The organism is Thermodesulfobacteriota bacterium, assembly GCA_040753795.1.
Lineage (GTDB): Bacteria > Desulfobacterota > Desulfobacteria > Desulfobacterales > Desulfosudaceae > JBFMDX01.
In genome coordinates this window covers 1-16,682 of record JBFMDX010000023.1, presented here as the reverse complement: position 1 = coordinate 16,682, position 16,682 = coordinate 1, and the positions used below count along the sequence as shown (strand labels likewise).

General features: G+C 55.7%; 12 protein-coding genes. 5 read left to right on the top strand and 7 right to left on the bottom strand.

Annotated features, from left to right (window positions below; translation table 11 throughout):
• Window positions 1-18 precede the first annotated feature (18 nt).
• The 3 genes from AB1724_18295 to AB1724_18285 all read right to left on the bottom strand — a co-directional run bounded on the left by AB1724_18295 (window position 19) and on the right by AB1724_18285 (window position 3,866).
• The gene (locus AB1724_18295) at window positions 19-1,671 is read right to left on the bottom strand and encodes a PfaD family polyunsaturated fatty acid/polyketide biosynthesis protein (GenBank protein ID MEW6079763.1); all 1,653 of its coding nucleotides are present in this window, start codon (window positions 1,669-1,671) and stop codon (window positions 19-21) included.
• Window positions 1,672-1,842: 171 nt separating this feature from the next.
• Window positions 1,843-2,748 carry a site-specific tyrosine recombinase XerD gene (gene xerD, locus AB1724_18290; protein ID MEW6079762.1) on the bottom strand — a complete coding sequence of 302 codons (906 nt, stop codon included), beginning with the start codon at window positions 2,746-2,748 and terminating at the stop codon, window positions 1,843-1,845.
• On the bottom strand, window positions 2,748-3,866 hold the full coding sequence (locus tag AB1724_18285; protein MEW6079761.1) for an aminopeptidase P family protein: 1,119 nt from the start codon (window positions 3,864-3,866) through the stop codon (window positions 2,748-2,750). Before AB1724_18285 ends, xerD begins: the two co-directional genes overlap by 1 nt.
• Window positions 3,867-4,269: 403 nt before the next feature.
• Between AB1724_18285 and AB1724_18280 the strand changes: the two genes are divergently transcribed.
• From AB1724_18280 to AB1724_18260, 5 genes are all read left to right on the top strand, one after another.
• Window positions 4,270-6,441 carry a molybdopterin-dependent oxidoreductase gene (locus tag AB1724_18280; GenBank protein ID MEW6079760.1) on the top strand — a complete coding sequence of 724 codons (2,172 nt, stop codon included), beginning with the start codon at window positions 4,270-4,272 and terminating at the stop codon, window positions 6,439-6,441.
• 231 nt (window positions 6,442-6,672) lie between these two features.
• Window positions 6,673-6,858 carry a hypothetical protein gene (locus tag AB1724_18275; protein ID MEW6079759.1) on the top strand — a complete coding sequence of 62 codons (186 nt, stop codon included), beginning with the start codon at window positions 6,673-6,675 and terminating at the stop codon, window positions 6,856-6,858.
• A gap of 122 nt (window positions 6,859-6,980) precedes the next feature.
• Window positions 6,981-7,718, top strand: a complete 738-nt coding sequence (locus tag AB1724_18270) for an RluA family pseudouridine synthase (GenBank protein MEW6079758.1) — start codon at window positions 6,981-6,983, stop codon at window positions 7,716-7,718.
• A gap of 27 nt (window positions 7,719-7,745) precedes the next feature.
• Window positions 7,746-10,166: an O-antigen ligase family protein gene (locus tag AB1724_18265; protein ID MEW6079757.1), complete on the top strand. Its 2,421-nt coding sequence runs from the start codon at window positions 7,746-7,748 to the stop codon at window positions 10,164-10,166.
• A 4-nt stretch (window positions 10,167-10,170) separates the two neighbouring features.
• Window positions 10,171-10,863: a CpsB/CapC family capsule biosynthesis tyrosine phosphatase gene (locus AB1724_18260; GenBank protein MEW6079756.1), complete on the top strand. Its 693-nt coding sequence runs from the start codon at window positions 10,171-10,173 to the stop codon at window positions 10,861-10,863.
• Between the two features lie 260 nt (window positions 10,864-11,123).
• Here AB1724_18260 and AB1724_18255 read toward each other — a convergent pair whose 3' ends face one another.
• From AB1724_18255 to AB1724_18240, 4 genes are all read right to left on the bottom strand, one after another.
• Entirely contained in the window at window positions 11,124-13,268 is a 2,145-nt protein-coding gene (locus AB1724_18255; GenBank protein ID MEW6079755.1) for a polysaccharide biosynthesis tyrosine autokinase, read from the bottom strand.
• A gap of 12 nt (window positions 13,269-13,280) precedes the next feature.
• Window positions 13,281-14,096, bottom strand: coding sequence for a polysaccharide biosynthesis/export family protein (locus AB1724_18250; protein ID MEW6079754.1), 816 nt, complete (start codon window positions 14,094-14,096; stop codon window positions 13,281-13,283).
• Window positions 14,097-14,310: 214 nt separating this feature from the next.
• Complete coding sequence (locus tag AB1724_18245) at window positions 14,311-15,585, bottom strand: outer membrane beta-barrel protein (GenBank protein MEW6079753.1); 1,275 nt, start codon at window positions 15,583-15,585, stop codon at window positions 14,311-14,313.
• 48 nt (window positions 15,586-15,633) lie between these two features.
• A complete protein-coding gene (locus tag AB1724_18240) occupies window positions 15,634-16,527 on the bottom strand; it encodes a FecR family protein (GenBank protein MEW6079752.1) in 894 nt (297 codons plus the stop codon).
• Window positions 16,528-16,682: the final 155 nt, after the last annotated feature.

The following is a 16,682-nucleotide window of genomic DNA, read 5'->3' as shown; positions in this document are numbered from 1 at the left end:
TTCGACCACCTTCTTGGATTATTGATTGATCCATTCGGAAATTTTTTCAAGGGGCAGCGGCGTTACCTTGCCCGCCGATACCGGCAGCAGACCGCCCTGATTTTGCAGCCAGCCGAAGCGGGTGATCACCGCGGCGCCGAAAAGCAGGTTCATGGCCACGGTCGTCACGTCGCGGTTCTCCGCTTTTTCCAGAAAACTGCCCCGGACCCATTCATTGAAAGCGCCCATGGCCGGGCCGCACCAGATCTGATAATCGACCTTGCGGTCCTCCTCGCCGGTGATGCCCCACATGGAAGACCGTCCCAGGTAGGACCGGAAAACCAGGGCCATCTTGTGCCGGGGATCTTTTTCCGCCCGTTCGATCTGCTTCGGGTCCCGCTCTTCGAAAAACCGGCGGGTGTCCCGCCACTCTTCATCAAAACCCCGCCGCAGCAGGTTTTTTTCGATATTCTCCCGCTCCTTGGCGGGCAGCTCGGTATAATCCTTATACCGCACATACAGGTCGTAAAGCTTGGCGGCCCGCATGGGAAACATGGTGCCGCGTTTGAGCACCTGCACTTTTCCGCCCATCTCGAACATATCCGCCGCGGGCGCCATGGTGACATCGGCCTGTTCCGCGGCCACCAGCATGTCGCGGACCAATGGGGTGACGCCGGCTTCGACGCAGGACTGGTTCACGGAGCCGGTCAGCACATAGGCGGCGCCCATGGCAAAGGCGGCGGCGGCGGACACGGGCGTGGCGATACCGCCGCCCAGGCCCACCGGAATGTTTCGGGGATAATGGTATCGGGCGCACAACTCGTCGCGCAGGGTCATCATGGTCGGCAGCAGCGCCAGGGCCGGCCGGTTATCGGTATGCCCGCCGGAGTCGGCTTCCGCCGTCAGGGCGTCGGCCATGGGAATTTTCTCGGCCAGGGCGGCTTCTTCGGCGGTAATCAGCCCCTGCTCTACCAGACCGGTTAAGATCTTTTCCGGCGGCGGAGAGAAAAACCGGGCGGCCACTTCCGTTCGGGACACCTTGGCCACGATCCGGTTGGGGACGATAATATTACCGTGATGGTCACGATGAATCCCCCTGACCCGGTACAGGACAATGTAAGGCGTCAACCGCATGAAGGCCGAGGCGCTGATCAGGTTAACGCCTTTCTTCAGGTACAGATCGACAATGGCTTTTTCCAGGGACGATTCCACCGGTGAATGGATCAGATTGACGCCGAAGGGAAGATCGCCCAGGGAGGCCTGCAGTTCGCTGATGGCCGCCTCTACTTTAGACGGCGGCAGACCGGCCGCCCCGAAAAACCCCACCATGCCGGCCCGGGCCATGGCCTGGACCATTTTAACGGAGGTGATGCCGTTGGCCATGGCCCCGGCGACATAGGCATAACGGAGGCCGATCATCTTTTTAAATTCAGGATCGCCGAACTGCTCCGGCGGCAGCGGCGGCGCGTAGCCGATCAGGGGAAGGCCGCCATCCGCGGCCGGTTGCCTTGCCGCCGTCAACCTGGCGCTGCCGCCGACGGACGCGCCAACGGCGTTATTCATCTTCACCAGAAACAGAGGCCGGGAAACGGAAAACAGCGCCCGCCGGATGGCGTCCTCACCGGATTCCGGCGTCACTTCTCCATCGCCGTACCAGATTCCATTGACTGCCCCGCCTGGACCAGTCTCCATTGGATCAGAACTCATTCCCACCCCTTCGCGTCTGCATGGTGAACGTTTACGGCCGTCTCATCCGCTGAAACATGACGGCGGCTTCATCGAATCCACCGGAAAACCCCGGCTTGCCCATAACCTGTTAATTTTTAGAATTCCTACCAATATTGTCAAGCAATTAGTTTTCGCTTATCGCGCTTGAAATCGCGGATGATAGCGGGAATGCACGTCTTTGAGATGGCCGAAGGCCACATGGGTGTAGATTTGAGTGGTGGCGATATCGGTATGCCCCAGCATCATCTGCACCGAGCGCAGATCCGCGCCGCCTTCCAGCAGATGGCTGGCAAAGGAATGCCGCAGCGAGTGGGGCGTGACCCGTTTTTCGATGCCGGCGGCCCGGGCGTATTTTTTGAGCAGTTTCCAGAATCCCTGCCGCGTCATGGGGTTCCCGCGCCAGGCGATAAACAGGTAGCGGCTGGTCTGGTTTTTTAACAGCAGGGGACGGATATTTCTGATGTAGTCCTCCAGTTTTCCGGCGGCAATACTGCCGATGGGCACGACCCGTTCCTTGGCGCCTTTCCCGAAGACCCGGACAAAGGAGACTTCCGTGTTCACGTTCTGCACCGTTATATTGACCAGTTCCGACACCCGCAGGCCGGCGGCGTAAAGCAATTCCAGCATGGCCGCGTCCCGCTTGCCTTTGGCGTTGCCGGTATCGGGCGCGTCCAGCAGCGCGGCCACTTCCGAAACCGACAGGACATCAGGCAGTTTCAGGCCGATCTTGGGCATGTCAACTACCGTCACCGGGTTGTGCCGGATAATTTTTTCCTGGGTCAGATACTTGTAAAATCCCCGCAGGGCCACCAGGTGACGGGCCCGGGAACGTTTGTCCAGGCCGCTGCTTCTCATGTCAATCAGGTATTTGAGCACGACCGGCATGTCATCGGCGGAAACATTTTCAATCTGATTGTTTTTCAGAAAATCGACGTACCGTGCCAGATCGCTGCCGTAAGCGGCCAGGGTGTTTTTTGACAGGCCCTTCTCGACCAGGAGGTAATTTAAATACTGGTCGACATGTTCATGGAGGTTGTCCATCAGATTCTTTCCGGAACCTGGCCGTCGCTTTGATTCAGAACCTCGGCGCCGTCGGCGCGGACCACCACCATATTCTCGATTCTGACCCCGCCCCATCCGGCAAGATAAATACCGGGCTCGACGGTAAAGACCATGCCCTCTTCCAGAGTTCCCGTGGATAAGGGACTGACCCGGGGCGATTCATGAACCGCCAGCCCCACTCCGTGCCCCAGGCCGTGGCCGAACCGGTCCTGATATCCGGCTCGTTCGATGTGTTGCCGGGCCACGGCATCAACCTCTCTGGCGGATATGCCCGGCCTGACCGCCTCAATCGCCAGTTGCTGGGCTTCGTAAACCGTCCGGTGAACCTTCCGGTAGGTGTCATCGCCGCGGCCTTTCATGAAACTGCGGGAGATATCGGCGCAATATCCGTTCAGCCGCGCTCCCCAGTCGAACAGTACCGGCAGCCCATCGGAAAGCGTCCGGTCGCCGCAGACCGCGTGCGGCCGGGCGCTGTTTTCTCCAAAAGCCGCGATGATCGGAAAGGCCATGGCCTCGGCGCCGGCTTCCCGCAGTCTTTTTTCCAGCAGCCAGGCGGCCCGCGTTTCCGTAATGCCATTCTTTAAATCATGTGAGATAAACGCCTCAAAGGCCGCCTCGGAAATCTCCAGGGCGCGCCGCATGGTTTCAATCTCTTTCTTCTCTTTTTTTATCCGCACATCCGCCAGGCGCGCGTCTACCGGTTTCAGGGTGACGCCGACGTAATCGGCCGCGAGCTGGTCCATGATTTTAAGATACTCCGCGTGGGGCATACGCTCGGCTTCAAATCCCAGGCAGCGGGCGTTGAGTTGTTTTAACATCGGCGGAAGCTCTTTTGCAAATCCCTGCCTGACCTGGTGAATATCATACCCGACGGCTTCCTCCCGGGCCTGAAGCGTGAAACGGGAATCAGTCAGCAGCAGCAGCCGGTCACGCGTGATCAGCAGCGCGCCGGCCGACTCGTTAACGCCGCCGTCCTCACCGGTAAAACCGCTCAGGTACCGGCGGTTCTCCGCCGTGGTCACCAGCAGGGCATCGATGTCTTCATTATCTAATTCCGCACGGGCTCTTGCGATACGATCATCAAACTGGCTTTTCAAAACAGGTTGCCTCCCGTCAGTTGTACTCGCGGGTCGCGATTAGTATCCATATTAAATGCCCCCGCCGCAAGCTGCGAGGAATTAACCCAAAACGATTAAAAGACGACGATTTAAAACGGAGACTATCACAAAACCACTAAAAATCATATCGGGGTCGCGGAGGACTGGAAGGCTAAATCCTTCTCCTGCACTTTCATCATCACACCCGCCATCCCCAACGACCGCTCAAGGGCACGGCACGCCGTGCCTCTACATCCCTGAACCCTTAAAACTTAAAACTTAACACTTAACACTTAACACTTAAAACTTAACACTTAACCCTTAAAACTTTCCCCCTGTACCTCAAGCCTTGCCCCTTCCCCCCTTATCTATTATATTCTTTCAAACCATGGAGAATAAAAATATGTCCACGACACAAACGCATCACTACATCTGTCCCATCTGCGAAGCCGAATGCGGGCTTGAAATCATTACCCGCGACGGCATGATCGAATCCATCCGCGGCGACCGGGAAAACGTTTTCTCGAAAGGGTTCACCTGCCCCAAGTCTCTGGCGATCAGTGAGTTGACCCAGGACCCGGACCGCCTCAGGCACCCTGTCCGCAGGAATGGAAAAAAATGGGAACGAATCGGCTGGCGGGAAGCCTTTGCTGAAATCGAAAAACGGATCAGGGACATCCGCCGTCGATATGGCCGCCATGCCGTGGCGCTGTATGTCGGGAACCCCAACGCCCATTACCACGGCAACATGATTTACCTCGGCTTTCTGCTGCGGGCGATGAATACCCATAACCGTTATTCGGCCAGTTCGCTGGACCAGCTGCCGCTGATGATGGTCTGTTACCTGCTGTTCGGTCACCAATTCCTGTTTCCCGTTCCGGATATCGACCGGACGGATTATTTTCTCATTATCGGCGCCAATCCGGCCGTATCCGGCGGCAGCATCATGACCGCCTCCGGCATGCCGCGGCGCGTCAAAGACATTCAGCAGCGCCATGGCAAAGTAGTGGTGATCGATCCGGTCCTTACCCGGACCGCTTCTCTGGCCGATCGGCATCTGTTTATCCGGCCGGGCACGGATGTTTTTCTCATGGCCGCCCTGGTGAACACGGTCTTTGAAGAAGGACTGGCCGATCCGGGAAGACTGGCTTCGTTCACGGACGGTATTGACACGATCAAAGCCGCCGTCAAAAACTTCACGGCGGAGAAAGCGGCCGGCTTCACCGGCATCAAAGCGGAAGAGATTCGTCGGCTGGCCATGGAATTCTGCCGGGCGGAAAAGGCCGTCTGCTACGGCCGCATGGGCACGTGTGTTCAGGAATACGGCACGCTGACCTCCTGGCTGATCATGGTCTTCAATATCATCACCGGGAAGATGGACCGGCCCGGCGGTCTCATGTTTCCGACACCGGCTCTGGATTTTGTCGACTTTCTGGCCCGAAGCAATGAGAAAGGTTATATCGCCAGACATCACAGCCGGGTCAGCGGACTGCCGGACTTTGCCGGTGAATTTCCCACCGCGGTAATGGCGGAAGAAATTCTTACGCCGGGCGATGGGCAAATCAAAGCGTTGATCACCATCGCCGGCAACCCGGTTCTCTCCGCGCCCGACGGCAGGCTCATCGATCAGGCCCTTGGAACACTGGACTTCATGGTGGCCATGGACTGGTACGTCACCGAATCCTCACGCCACGCGCACATTATCCTGCCGCCCACCGGTATCCTGGAACACCACAACTTCGGCACCATGACCAATCTGGCCGGAGTCCGCAATTTCGCCGCGTACTCGCAACCCGTAATCAGGCCCGCTCCGGACACGCGCCATAACTGGCAGATCCTTTCCGAACTGACGGCCTGCTTCATTGCAAATCCGCTGCTCCGCCTGGCGCTTAAACTGGCCAGACCGGAACTGCTGCTCGATCTGATGCTGCGCTTCGGGCCCTACGGTTCGGGTCTGAATATATTCGGCTCCGGCCTGACGCTGTCGAAAGTCAAACAGGCCGAGCACGGCCTGGATCTGGGCCCGCTGGCACCCCGTCTTCCGGATCGTCTGTTCACAACAGACAAACGAATCCATCTGGCTCCGGAAATGCTGGTTGCCGCGCTTAAAAAATTAGACGCGGACGCCGCCACCGGTCCGATCGCCGAAGAGACCGGAACGTTCGATCTGCTTCTGATCAGCCGCCGCAACCTCATGTCCAACAACACCTGGCTGCACAACTGCCGGAGCATGCGGAATCAAACCAATCGCTGCACCGCTTTGATTAACACCGGTGACGCGGAAACAAGATCGATCGCGTCCGGTGATTTTATCCGCGTCGCATCACGAGTCGGCAGCATTGTCATTGAAGCCGAAGTAACCGATCACATCATGCCGGGCGTCATCAGCATTCCCCATGGCTGGGGTCATGATCGCGAGGGCGCGCGGCTGCGTGTGGCCGCCGGGTATCCCGGCGTCAGCATTAACGACATCACCGACAGCAGCCGGCTGGATATCAGCGGCAACGCGGCCTTGTCAGGAGTTCCCGTCAGAATTAACAAAACGGATGCCGATGGAACAAACGCTTTATCATAACCAACGGCCATCGAAATGAGATCGGCTGACCACGGTTGATGTTGTCGACGATTATCCGGATACGAAAAAAAAAATGAAAAAAATTCAACAAAAAAATAAAAAAATATTGACACACTATATATAGTATTATAAAAAAAAATTAACACAACCTCATGCGGTTCTTACCGCACCGTGAAACCTCGTTAAGGGAACGAGGTTGGTTAATTAACCAGAAAGGAAAAGGAGGGGCTCATGGCACCAGCAAAGAAGGCAGCAACCAAGAAGACGGCCGCGAAGAAGAAAACCGCGGCCAAAAAACCTGCTGCGAAAAAACCCGCGGCCAAGAAACCTGCCGCAAAAAAACCCGCAGCAAAAAAAGCTGCCGCCAAAAAACCCGCGGCAAAAAAAGCTACTGCCAAGAAGACCACAAAAAAGTAGCAAGGTACCGGCACACAAGATTTACCGTTTTACAAAGACAGGGTGGCAACGAACAATTAAGTTTTTGCCACCCTGTTTTTTTTGATGAAGGTGTAAAAAGATAAAATCGGATCAAACGAGAAATGGCAGAATCAACCCGACGTCCTCCGTCCCGACATCGCCCCAGGGGGCTTGAAATTCTTTACGATGACCGATACATTCTGGTCATCAGCAAGGAAACGGGGATTCTTTCCATGAGCTTTCACCGGGACCAGAACAACACCGTCGAGCGGATTCTCACCGACTATGTCCGCAAAGGCTGCAGCCGCTCGAAGAACCGCGTGTTCGTGGTCCACCGGCTGGACCGGGACAGCTCCGGTTTGATGGTCTTCGCCAAAACCTATCTCCTCCAGCAGCGCCTGAAAAAAAACTGGGACAAAACGGAAAAGCTTTACCTGGCGGCCGTGCATGGTCACGTCAATCCGGCGTCGGGCATCATTGAAAGCAATCTAACCGAAGATAAAGACCAGTTTGTCTCCTCCACCGATGACCCATCAAAAGGACGACCGGCGCGAACCGGATACCGCGTCATCAAGCAGACCCGTTTAATGAGTATCGTCAAAATCAAACTGTATACCGGCCGCAAAAACCAGATCCGGGTTCATTTTGCCGAAAAAGGGTATCCGGTGATCGGCGACCGCAAATACGGGCGGCCGGACAAGCCATACGAACGGCTGGCCCTGCATGCCAAGTCCCTTGCCTTTAACCATCCCCAGACCGGTGAGCGCATGCGTTTCAATACGGAAATACCGGCGTTCTTCCCGCGGATCGCGGGCGGACTGGATGAATCGGACTGGGGTAAACCATACGAAATGGAATGACGGGATAAAAGACGGGAGGATACGACGATGACCATCTCGCGCCAGTCAACCACACCCATGCTGCGGGCCAGCCGCGCGACCTTCATCCTGCTGCTTCTGTTCGCCCCGCTGGCCTTCGGCAGTGTCGAGCCCTGGGCCTTTTTCATTCTTGTTCTGCTGACCGGTCTTTCCCTGCTGTTTTATCTGACCGACCGTCTTCAGACCGGCCAGCCCCTGTACCAGGTGCCCTGCCTTATCCCGCTGCTTCTGGTGGGGGTGTACCTGGTGTTTCAGTTGACTCCGCTGCCGGCTTCGATGCTGGGCGTCATTTCGCCCCGGTCGTTATCGTCCTGGCAGAAATCCGCCGGGCTTTTCGCCAGCGGCATTTTATATCCGGTCTCCCTGGATATCCGGGGCGGCGTGGTCGAGCTGTCGCGCTTCCTCGTCTGCTGCGGGTTTTATGTCCTGGCGATTCAGCTCCTGTCCGACGGAAATATGTTCAAGCGCGTCACGTTGACCATTGCCTTTTTCGGCGGACTGCTGGCCCTTTCTTCCATCTTGCAGGCGATATTTACCGTTGACCGTCTGCTCTGGTTCCGGCCGCTGGCCGCCCGCCTGAATCCGTTCGGCCCTTACGTGAACAGCAATCACTACGCCGGGCTGATGGGCATGCTCTTCCCGGTTGCGCTGGCCCTGGCCTTTGCCCTTCGTCCGTCGCGGCAGTTCGGCTCCTGGCGTGAAAAAATTCTCGGTTTCCTTGACGATGAAGACTTCCTGCGGTTTCTTCTGCTCGGCCTGGGCGCCGTCGCCATGGCCCTGTCGGTGGCCATGAGCCTCAGCCGGGGCGGCATGATCAGCCTGTGCCTGTCCCTGATCTTCTTTGTCATGGCTGTTTTCCGTACGGCCCGCACCGGCCGGGGTTCGCCGCTGGCCGGTTTGGCGGTGATGACGGCCGTGCTGATTGTCGCGCTGGTCGCGGCGATGAACTGGTTCGGCTGGGAAAACGTGTTTCACGAGTTTGACAGTGTGGGCGCGGAAGTCGAGTCCACTTCACCGGCGTCCCGGTACCAGATAGCGAAAACCGGCCTGAACACGATCAGGGACTTTCCTCTGACCGGTTCGGGTTTCGGCAGTTTCCGGAATGTCTTTCCCCGGTATATGGACCATGACCCGTTTCATGTGGTGGACCACGCTCATAACGATTACCTGGAGTTAATAATTGAAGGCGGGCTGATCGGAGCCCTGCTCTCTTTCGCGGTCTTCCTCTGTCTTTTCCTGGCCACGCTTCGTTTTCTGAAAAAAAGGGTCGAGCCTTACGCCGTGCTGATCTGCCTGGGGGCCATGGCGGGGCTGGTCGCGATCCTGCTCCACAGCCTGGTGGATTTCAATCTTCACATCAACGCCAACGCCCTGTATGCCGCCTTTCTGGGCGCGCTGATGGTTTCCGCCGCCCACACCCGTTTCCGGGATCATTTAAAATCCGGCACCTATCTGACGCCATGCGGCCCGGGCACCTCTCTGGCCATGATGATCGTTTTCATCATTATATGGATACCGCTGCTGGTCTTATCGGCCGGACAATGGGCCGGAACGCATTACGCGGCGCCGTTCAAACGGCTGACCGCCGAGGCGAAAAAAGATCAGGCGGTGCGGGAAGCCATGTCAACAGCCACTCAACGGGCATCCCTGGTCGATCCGCTGGAAGCGATATACCGGGTCATGACCGGTGATATCGCCATGGCCTCCGGTGATTTCTCCCATGCCCTGACCGCTTTTCAAAAGGCCATTCTACTGGCGCCCACCCGTTCCGAATTTCTTCAAAGAGCCGGCGCGGCGGCCTATTACAGCAACCAGGCCGGCCTGGCCGACACCCTGATGGCGGCCGGTATTGATTTTTATCCGTCGCGGCCGGAATTTTACGCCCGGTACGCGGCCTTTCTCCTGAAAACGGATAAAGATTCCGAAGCCAGGGATGTCATCCGGAAAGGGCTGCTGCTGGGCCCGAACACCATCGAGATGTTCTTCAACGTCATGCGGGACGCTAAAATGACGCCGGCGGAAATGTATATCGCCATGGCCGATCGTTCTTATGCCTGGGCCAGGTTCGCCGCTTATATTGAAAAAACCGATTATGATTTCATGAAAAAGGAAATTCTGCTGAAGGCGGTCAATGCCGCCGACCGGGAGGAAACCCCGTCACCGCGCGTCTATTCCACCCTGGCCGCGTTCTGCGTCAAGGAAAAGAACGATGAAGAGGCCATCGCGGTGCTTGAAAGAGGCATCGCCAAACTTCCCGACCAGGTCGGTTTGATGTATGAACTGGCGACTATTTTTGACCGGCTTCAGATCACGTACAAGGCCGTCGAGCTTTATAAAAAAATCCTGCTGCTCAATCCCGGGCATAAAAGCGCCCGCTCCCGGCTGGAGAACCCGGTGAAAAGCGGCAAACCGGTAAAGGGGAACCCGTAACTTCATGATTGATATTCACAACCATATTCTTCCGGGAGTAGACGACGGCGCGGCCGACATGGACGAGGCCATCCAGATGGCCGCCATCGCGGCGCGTGACGGCATTCGTCATATCATCGCCACGCCCCATCTGCCGGGAACGGGCCTGGACCGGGCCGAAATCGAAGACCGGACGGCGGCGTTGAACGCCTGTTTGAAAGAAGCGAAGATCGATGTGCGCGTGTACCCGGGAGCGGAAATACCGGTTTACATGCTGGACAACGACACCTGCCGGATCGGTCTGGCCGGGACCCGCTATCTGCTGACGGAATTTCCACTGACCGGCATGCTGCCTTTTTCTTCTGACATCTTCAGCTTTTTGACGGGGCTCGGCTACAGGATCATCATTGCCCATCCGGAGCGATGCCCCACTGTCATCAAAAATCCGGAATGGCTGCTGGACCTGTTGAGTCCCGGCGTCATGCTGCAGATCACGGCCGACAGCCTGAACGGCAAAATGGGAAAAGAAGTGCTGTCCCTGACCCGGTATCTGTTGAAAAAGCAGGTGGTGACTTTCATGGCATCGGACGGACACAACGTTTATGACCGACGGCCGGAATTATCGGCGGGCGTCAAAGCCGCTGAGAAATATCTGAAGCAGCAGGCCATCCGCCTGGTAGACGATAACCCCCGGAAGATTCTCTCCGCCGCGTCCTGACACCTATCCCTCGCGGCGTCAAAACCCATCCCCCAAAAAACACCAAAGGCGCGACATCGCCGCGCCACTTAAAACTTAACACTTAACCACTTAAAACTTAACACTTAACACTTAACACTTAACCACTTAAAACTTAAAACTTAAAACTTAACCACTTAAAACTTAACCACTTAAAACTTAATACTTAACCACTTAATACTTAACCACTTAACCACTTAAAACTTAACACTGCGCCGCTCCGCGGCGCTATACCCGCGTCGCTATTCTTCCCTCGCATAATAATACTGGGTGTATTTATAATAATACGGATAGTAATACCGCTGCCGGCTCATATCCACGGCATTGACCACCTGCCCCACAATTTTAGCGGAGGTAGCGCCCAGGTTATTGACGACGCGGACGACATCCTCGTAACGCGTCACTCCCGAACGGGTGACCAGAACGATTTTTTCCACATAACCGGCCAGGACACTGCCGTCGGAAACGCTGGCCATGGGCGGGGTGTCGAATATCACGATATCGTAATTCTTGCCAAGGTCCTTGATGATCTTAACCGTCTGTTCCGAGGCGAGCAGGTCCGACGGGTTGGGCGGGATCGTGCCCGCGGGAATCAGGTGCAAGTTGGGTATGTCGGTTTCCTGGATCGCCGCGTCTTTCTTGATTTGCCCGGTCAGAATTTCCGCGAACCCGTTCCGGCTGCTCTTGCCAAAAACCCGGTGAAGGGTCGGCCGCCGCATATCGCAATCGACCACCAGCACCGACCGATCGGCCTGGGCAATGGCGATGGCCAGATTAGCGCAGGTGATGGTCTTGCCGTCGCTGGGATAAACGCTGGTCACCATCATGGTTTTAGGAAAGCCCGTCGGAGTGGACAGGGAAAGCGCGGTTCTGACGGTCTTGTAACTCTCCGCTTCCGAGGAGGCGGGATGCTGGCTGACGATAGTTTCCGGGTTTTTGCCGTCCTCGCCGCTGATGTAAGGGATGGAAACAATCGCCTTGACCCCGGTTTTTTCCTCGGCGTCTTCGCACAGGGAAATAGTGTTGTCCATGTATTCCAGAAAAAAGGCGGCGCCGATACCGCCGACACAACCGATGACCAGGGCGATGAGCAGGTTCCGGGGCAGGTTCTGGTTGGAAGGCGACGCCGGGGTGCGGGCCGGCTCCACCACATACACGTCCACATCCCGGATCTGCTTGGTCATGGACTGTTCCTTGATCCGGGACACCAGGGCATCATAGAGCTGCCGCCGGGTTTCAATCTCTCGCTTTAAAATGTTGTACTGGATGGATTTTTCGTTCAGCCTGGCCGCCTCGGCCTTGATATCGTCAAGCTGCCGGTTCAGGCTCTCCTGGTTGGTCGCGGCCAGTTGCATTTCATTTCGTATGCGCTGAACGATGTTGCGGGTTTCCGCCTCTTTTTTCGCCTGCAGTTCGTTGAGGGTATCCCGGGCCTGAATACGAAGGGGATGTTTTTCTCCGTACTTCTGGCTTAAGGTAATCATATTCTGTTCGGCCTCGCGGATCAGGCCGCGAATCGTCTGCAGAGAGGTTTCGGCCGCGATGGTCGGAATGGTATCCAGGGAATCCACCGACGTGCGGTCGATCTGCGCCATAATCGTCTTCAGTTCCCGCTGTTTGGATTCGGCCTGACTCAACTCGGTGTTGATCTGGGACAGCCGCTCCGGAATGATGGTAATGCGGTTTTCAATGGTAACGATATCCTGGGCAACCAGATAATTCTGCAGCGCGTGTTCTGCCTCCTCCAGTTTTTCCCGTTCCGTGACCGCCTTTTTCTCCATCCAGTCGATGGTATATTCCGTATTGGTCATCTTCATTTCAAGCAACTGCTCGATATAAGCCCGCGGCATGGTGTTGCAGACCAGGGCGGAAAAAGCCGGGTTGTGGGAAGTATAGGACAGGGAAAGAATCTGGCTGTCGCGGACCCGCTCGACCTTCAACCCGGGCAGCAGGGTTGCGGCCAGTTTTTCCGTAACGGGCTTTTCTTCCGGCGCGCCGGTTGCCGCGTTTGCCTCCGCCGGTTTTTTGTCCTCTTTCTTGTTCTTTTTATCGGGAAACAGAGAAGCGTAGGTCTCGGTCAGCTTCATGATGTTGACCACTTTTTCCATCACGGCCAGGCTGGAAATAATCTGGATCTGGGAATTGAAAAAGGCGGGATCCTGCCGGGAAATTCCGTACAGGTCCTCGAGGGGATTGCCGGCCTTCTGCTCCACCTTGACCCTGGTGACGGCCGTGTACATGGGAGAGGCGCTTAAAGAAACCAGCAGGCCGATCACCAGGGCGGCCACAAAAATGGCGATAACGATCCGTTTCCGTTTTAATATGATCGTTACATACTCGCGCAGATGAATTTCATCTTCATTCTGATTCGGCAGGTCAAACGGCATATCGATTATCCATCAGAAGAAGCTTTCCGGCACCACGATCACGTCTTCCGGTTCCACCAGGTCATCCATTTTCACCTTGCTCAGAATCTGCTCCTCACCGTTGCCTTTGCGCACAATTTTAATGCCGCTGGTCGAGGCCAGGTCTGTAAATCCCCCGGCCTTGGTCACCGCCTTGATGACGGTCAGGCCCTCTTCATAGGAGTATGATCCGGCGGACTTGACCTGACCGGTGACATAAATTTTTTCCATTTTGGAGATAAAAATGCTGTCCCCGTCGTTGATGAGAATATTCTGGGTGGTATCCCCTTCCTCCACCAGTTTTTTCAGATCGATCCGAATCACTTCCTTGCGGCCGGCGTCCGGCTGGTTTTTGTCGGAGGCAACGCGGGTAACATAGGCATACTGTCCGGCATCGGGAGCCAGACCGCCGGCAGTGGAAATCAGCTCCAGCAGGGTGGTCTTTCCCCGAAGATCATAAAGGGCCGGTTTGTTGACCTTGCCGAGAATGGTGGCGTTCAAGCTCCGGTACTCTTCCACCACCACGGTTACCTGGGGGTTGACCAGGTACCCGGAAGCCAGTTTGCCGGTAATGACCTGGGACAGCCGGGTGGCGGTCAGCCCTTTTGCCCGGAACTCACCGATCAGCGGCAAAACGATGTTGCCGTCCCCGCTGACCTGGACCGTGCGGGTCAGGTCCGGATTTTCATACACGGTGACGTTGAGCCGGTCGCCCGGACCGATGGTGTAGTCATCGCAGAAACCGGTGGCGGCTGAAAACAGAAAAACCGCGGCCAGCGCCACAAGACAGTAACGGCGGAACTTATTCACCAACATGTGCCTCCCCGTGATCGTCTGTATTTAACCGGAACATACTATATTAGTATCCGCCTTTTGTTTCGTCAAATAAAAAGCATTTTATACTGCATCCTCCGGTCAAGCCCGGGAGACAAAACAAGCTATTACGACATCATGTGGCCGGGCGGGACATGGAGTCATCCCGCCCGGCCACATGGATTTCGTTAATAACAAAAAAACGCGCTGTTTAGAAACTGGCTGTCAGGGAAAGGGTATACTCGTTGGTGGTGTATTCCCAGTCTTCCTGGTCCGAATCACGGTCACTGTGATTCCAGGACAGTCGGCAGGTCAGCCACCGGTAGGGCGAAAAACCAACGCCCGGTGAAAAAGTCCAGGTATCGTTTTCAACGGAAACGTTGTCGTAATCGTCATTCTGATAGCTCAGCATCATGTTGGCGAACAGCTTGTGGGTAAACGCCTGGGTATAACCTAAACTCACCCGGTTGGTCGTGTAAAAGTCGGAGGAAGCCAGGTTGGACTCATAGTACCCCCTGACAGCGGTGGCCGTCACCATGGTCCGGGTGGTGAACATATGGCTGAGGGACACCTCCCCGTTCCAGGTGGACTCATCATCCTTGTCGGAGTCATCATAGTCTTTGTCGACGAAGCCGACACTGCATCGCCCGAAAGACTTGCTGGTTATCCGCCAGTCAACGCCCACGGACACCGTGTCCTCGGCGTTGTCCTGGTCTTCGGAAGCGTCATTATCGTAGCGGATGTCGATCCGATCATACTGGCAGAAGAGTTTTGTCTTGGGCTGGATATGAAAATTGACGGCCCCGAAAAAGCCCCGGTCATCACGGTCCCGGTATTCAAATTCATCCTGTTTGTAGGCCAGGGTGTAATAACTTCCTCCGGCGGTCAGGCTGAATTTGGGCGATAGGGCAAAATCGACAATGGCGCTGGTGACATTGTCCTGGTATTTGGCGTGATCAATACTGTCCGGGGTCTCATTCCACATTTCCTGGGCATATTGATGTTTGGCGGCAATGTCTATGGACAGGCCGACGGGCGCGTTGTACTGGAACTCACCGGCCACCCGCTGGGACGTGAAATCCTCGTCGGAGTTGTCGCTGTACTTTTTGAATTCCGGGTTGTAAACGGCTATCCCCTGAAACCGGCGGCTGGTGGACAACGACCGCCGGGACTGGGCCAGTCCGCCCGGGGCACCGGTAGCGGAGCTCATGCTCACGTCGGTGGCGCCGGTGCCGGGCAGAGCCAGCATTACGCCAGGAGAGATGATCGTGTAGTAGTCGGATTCTTCGTTTTCATTGGCGTTGGTCATGTTGTCGGTGTAGGTTCCGGAAACGCCCAGAAAGGGATGGATGATTCCGCTCTTTTTACCAAAGATATCACCTTCGATGCCTTCATCGGAAATGGACTCCACCGCCGCAAACACCGTCAGGCTCCCCAGTCCTATTAATAAGAAAACCCCCAGTCCGATTTTAACAAGTTGTTTCATGTCTTCCCCTGTTCAAGTGTTTTCTATTATATCCTCTGATATTATCCATTATTCCGTTGCGGGGCTATAGGGTGAAATCGGCTGATCGCTGAAGGACCCACTGCCCCCGGTACCGATACCGAAATCGCCGGCATCTCCTTCATCGCCCTCTTCACCTTCGTCGCCCTCATCTCCTTCACCACCTTCACCTTCACCACCTTCATCGCCGCCCTCATCCGTGGGAATCCCCAGGCCTTCCAGAATCTGGATTAACTGTTCCTCGGTAACATTAAACGGAGATCCTTCCAACTGCGCCAGCGTCAATATTAATTGCTGCATGGAGGTGACAGTGATGGGTTCCGCCAGCGGATTGGAGGTATTGGTCACCGACAGAACCGTCATTCCCATGGTGGTAATAATGGTCTGATCGCCCCGCTGTTCAATGATAAAATCCGATCCCCGCACCGCGGCCACGGATGTTTTGGTCTTGACGGCAAAGGTGGAATTCTGGAAATCCGCGAATTTTTTCACAAGAAATCGGGCCTTGCCGGTGATGAGACTGATCATGGCAGAGCGTTTCTTTTCCTGCGGATCAAACACGGCTTCGTTCAGCACCAGCGTGGTGCCCGGCGCCAGGGTCAGCACACTGTCATCCTTTAAAACAATGGCGATCTTGCCCTTGTCTTTTGAGGTGAGGGTGTCGCCGGTATACACCGGATAATCCTTGCGGGCGTAAAAAACAGTGCCCATATCGGCGTGCATGATCAAAACGTCACCGGAAACGGAACTGACCTTGCCGATGGGCGTTCCTGTCCCGGGAAGGTATACATCACTGACCGCCGTATCCCTGACGATTTTTTTCACTTCAGCACCCACCGGGGTTGACGGAAAAATAACCAGGCCCGCGAGCATCAACACACCCGCCAGCACCAGGACCGTGGTTTTAAAAATTGATCGATTCATGCATTGCCTCCTATCCGTCTTTTGTAAATCTAATATATGGAAATTATGATTATATTTAAAAAATAAAACTTATTCAATATTTTTTTGCGCCCCCCCCCGAAAACTTAAAACTTAATCACTTAAAACTTAACACTTAACACTTAATCACTTAATCA

What these genes read in the sequence shown, in the direction of transcription:
- AB1724_18295 (MEW6079763.1), bottom strand. Translation starts at nt 1,671, where the DNA reads ATGGAGACTGGTCCAGGCGGGGCAGTCAATGGAATCTGGTACGGCGAT.
- xerD (MEW6079762.1), bottom strand. Translation starts at nt 2,748, where the DNA reads ATGGACAACCTCCATGAACATGTCGACCAGTATTTAAATTACCTCCTG.
- AB1724_18280 (MEW6079760.1), top strand. Translation starts at nt 4,270, where the DNA reads ATGTCCACGACACAAACGCATCACTACATCTGTCCCATCTGCGAAGCC.
- AB1724_18275 (MEW6079759.1), top strand. Translation starts at nt 6,673, where the DNA reads ATGGCACCAGCAAAGAAGGCAGCAACCAAGAAGACGGCCGCGAAGAAG.
- AB1724_18270 (MEW6079758.1), top strand. Translation starts at nt 6,981, where the DNA reads ATGGCAGAATCAACCCGACGTCCTCCGTCCCGACATCGCCCCAGGGGG.
- AB1724_18265 (MEW6079757.1), top strand. Translation starts at nt 7,746, where the DNA reads ATGACCATCTCGCGCCAGTCAACCACACCCATGCTGCGGGCCAGCCGC.
- AB1724_18260 (MEW6079756.1), top strand. Translation starts at nt 10,171, where the DNA reads ATGATTGATATTCACAACCATATTCTTCCGGGAGTAGACGACGGCGCG.
- AB1724_18255 (MEW6079755.1), bottom strand. Translation starts at nt 13,268, where the DNA reads ATGCCGTTTGACCTGCCGAATCAGAATGAAGATGAAATTCATCTGCGC.
- AB1724_18245 (MEW6079753.1), bottom strand. Translation starts at nt 15,585, where the DNA reads ATGAAACAACTTGTTAAAATCGGACTGGGGGTTTTCTTATTAATAGGA.
- AB1724_18240 (MEW6079752.1), bottom strand. Translation starts at nt 16,527, where the DNA reads ATGAATCGATCAATTTTTAAAACCACGGTCCTGGTGCTGGCGGGTGTG.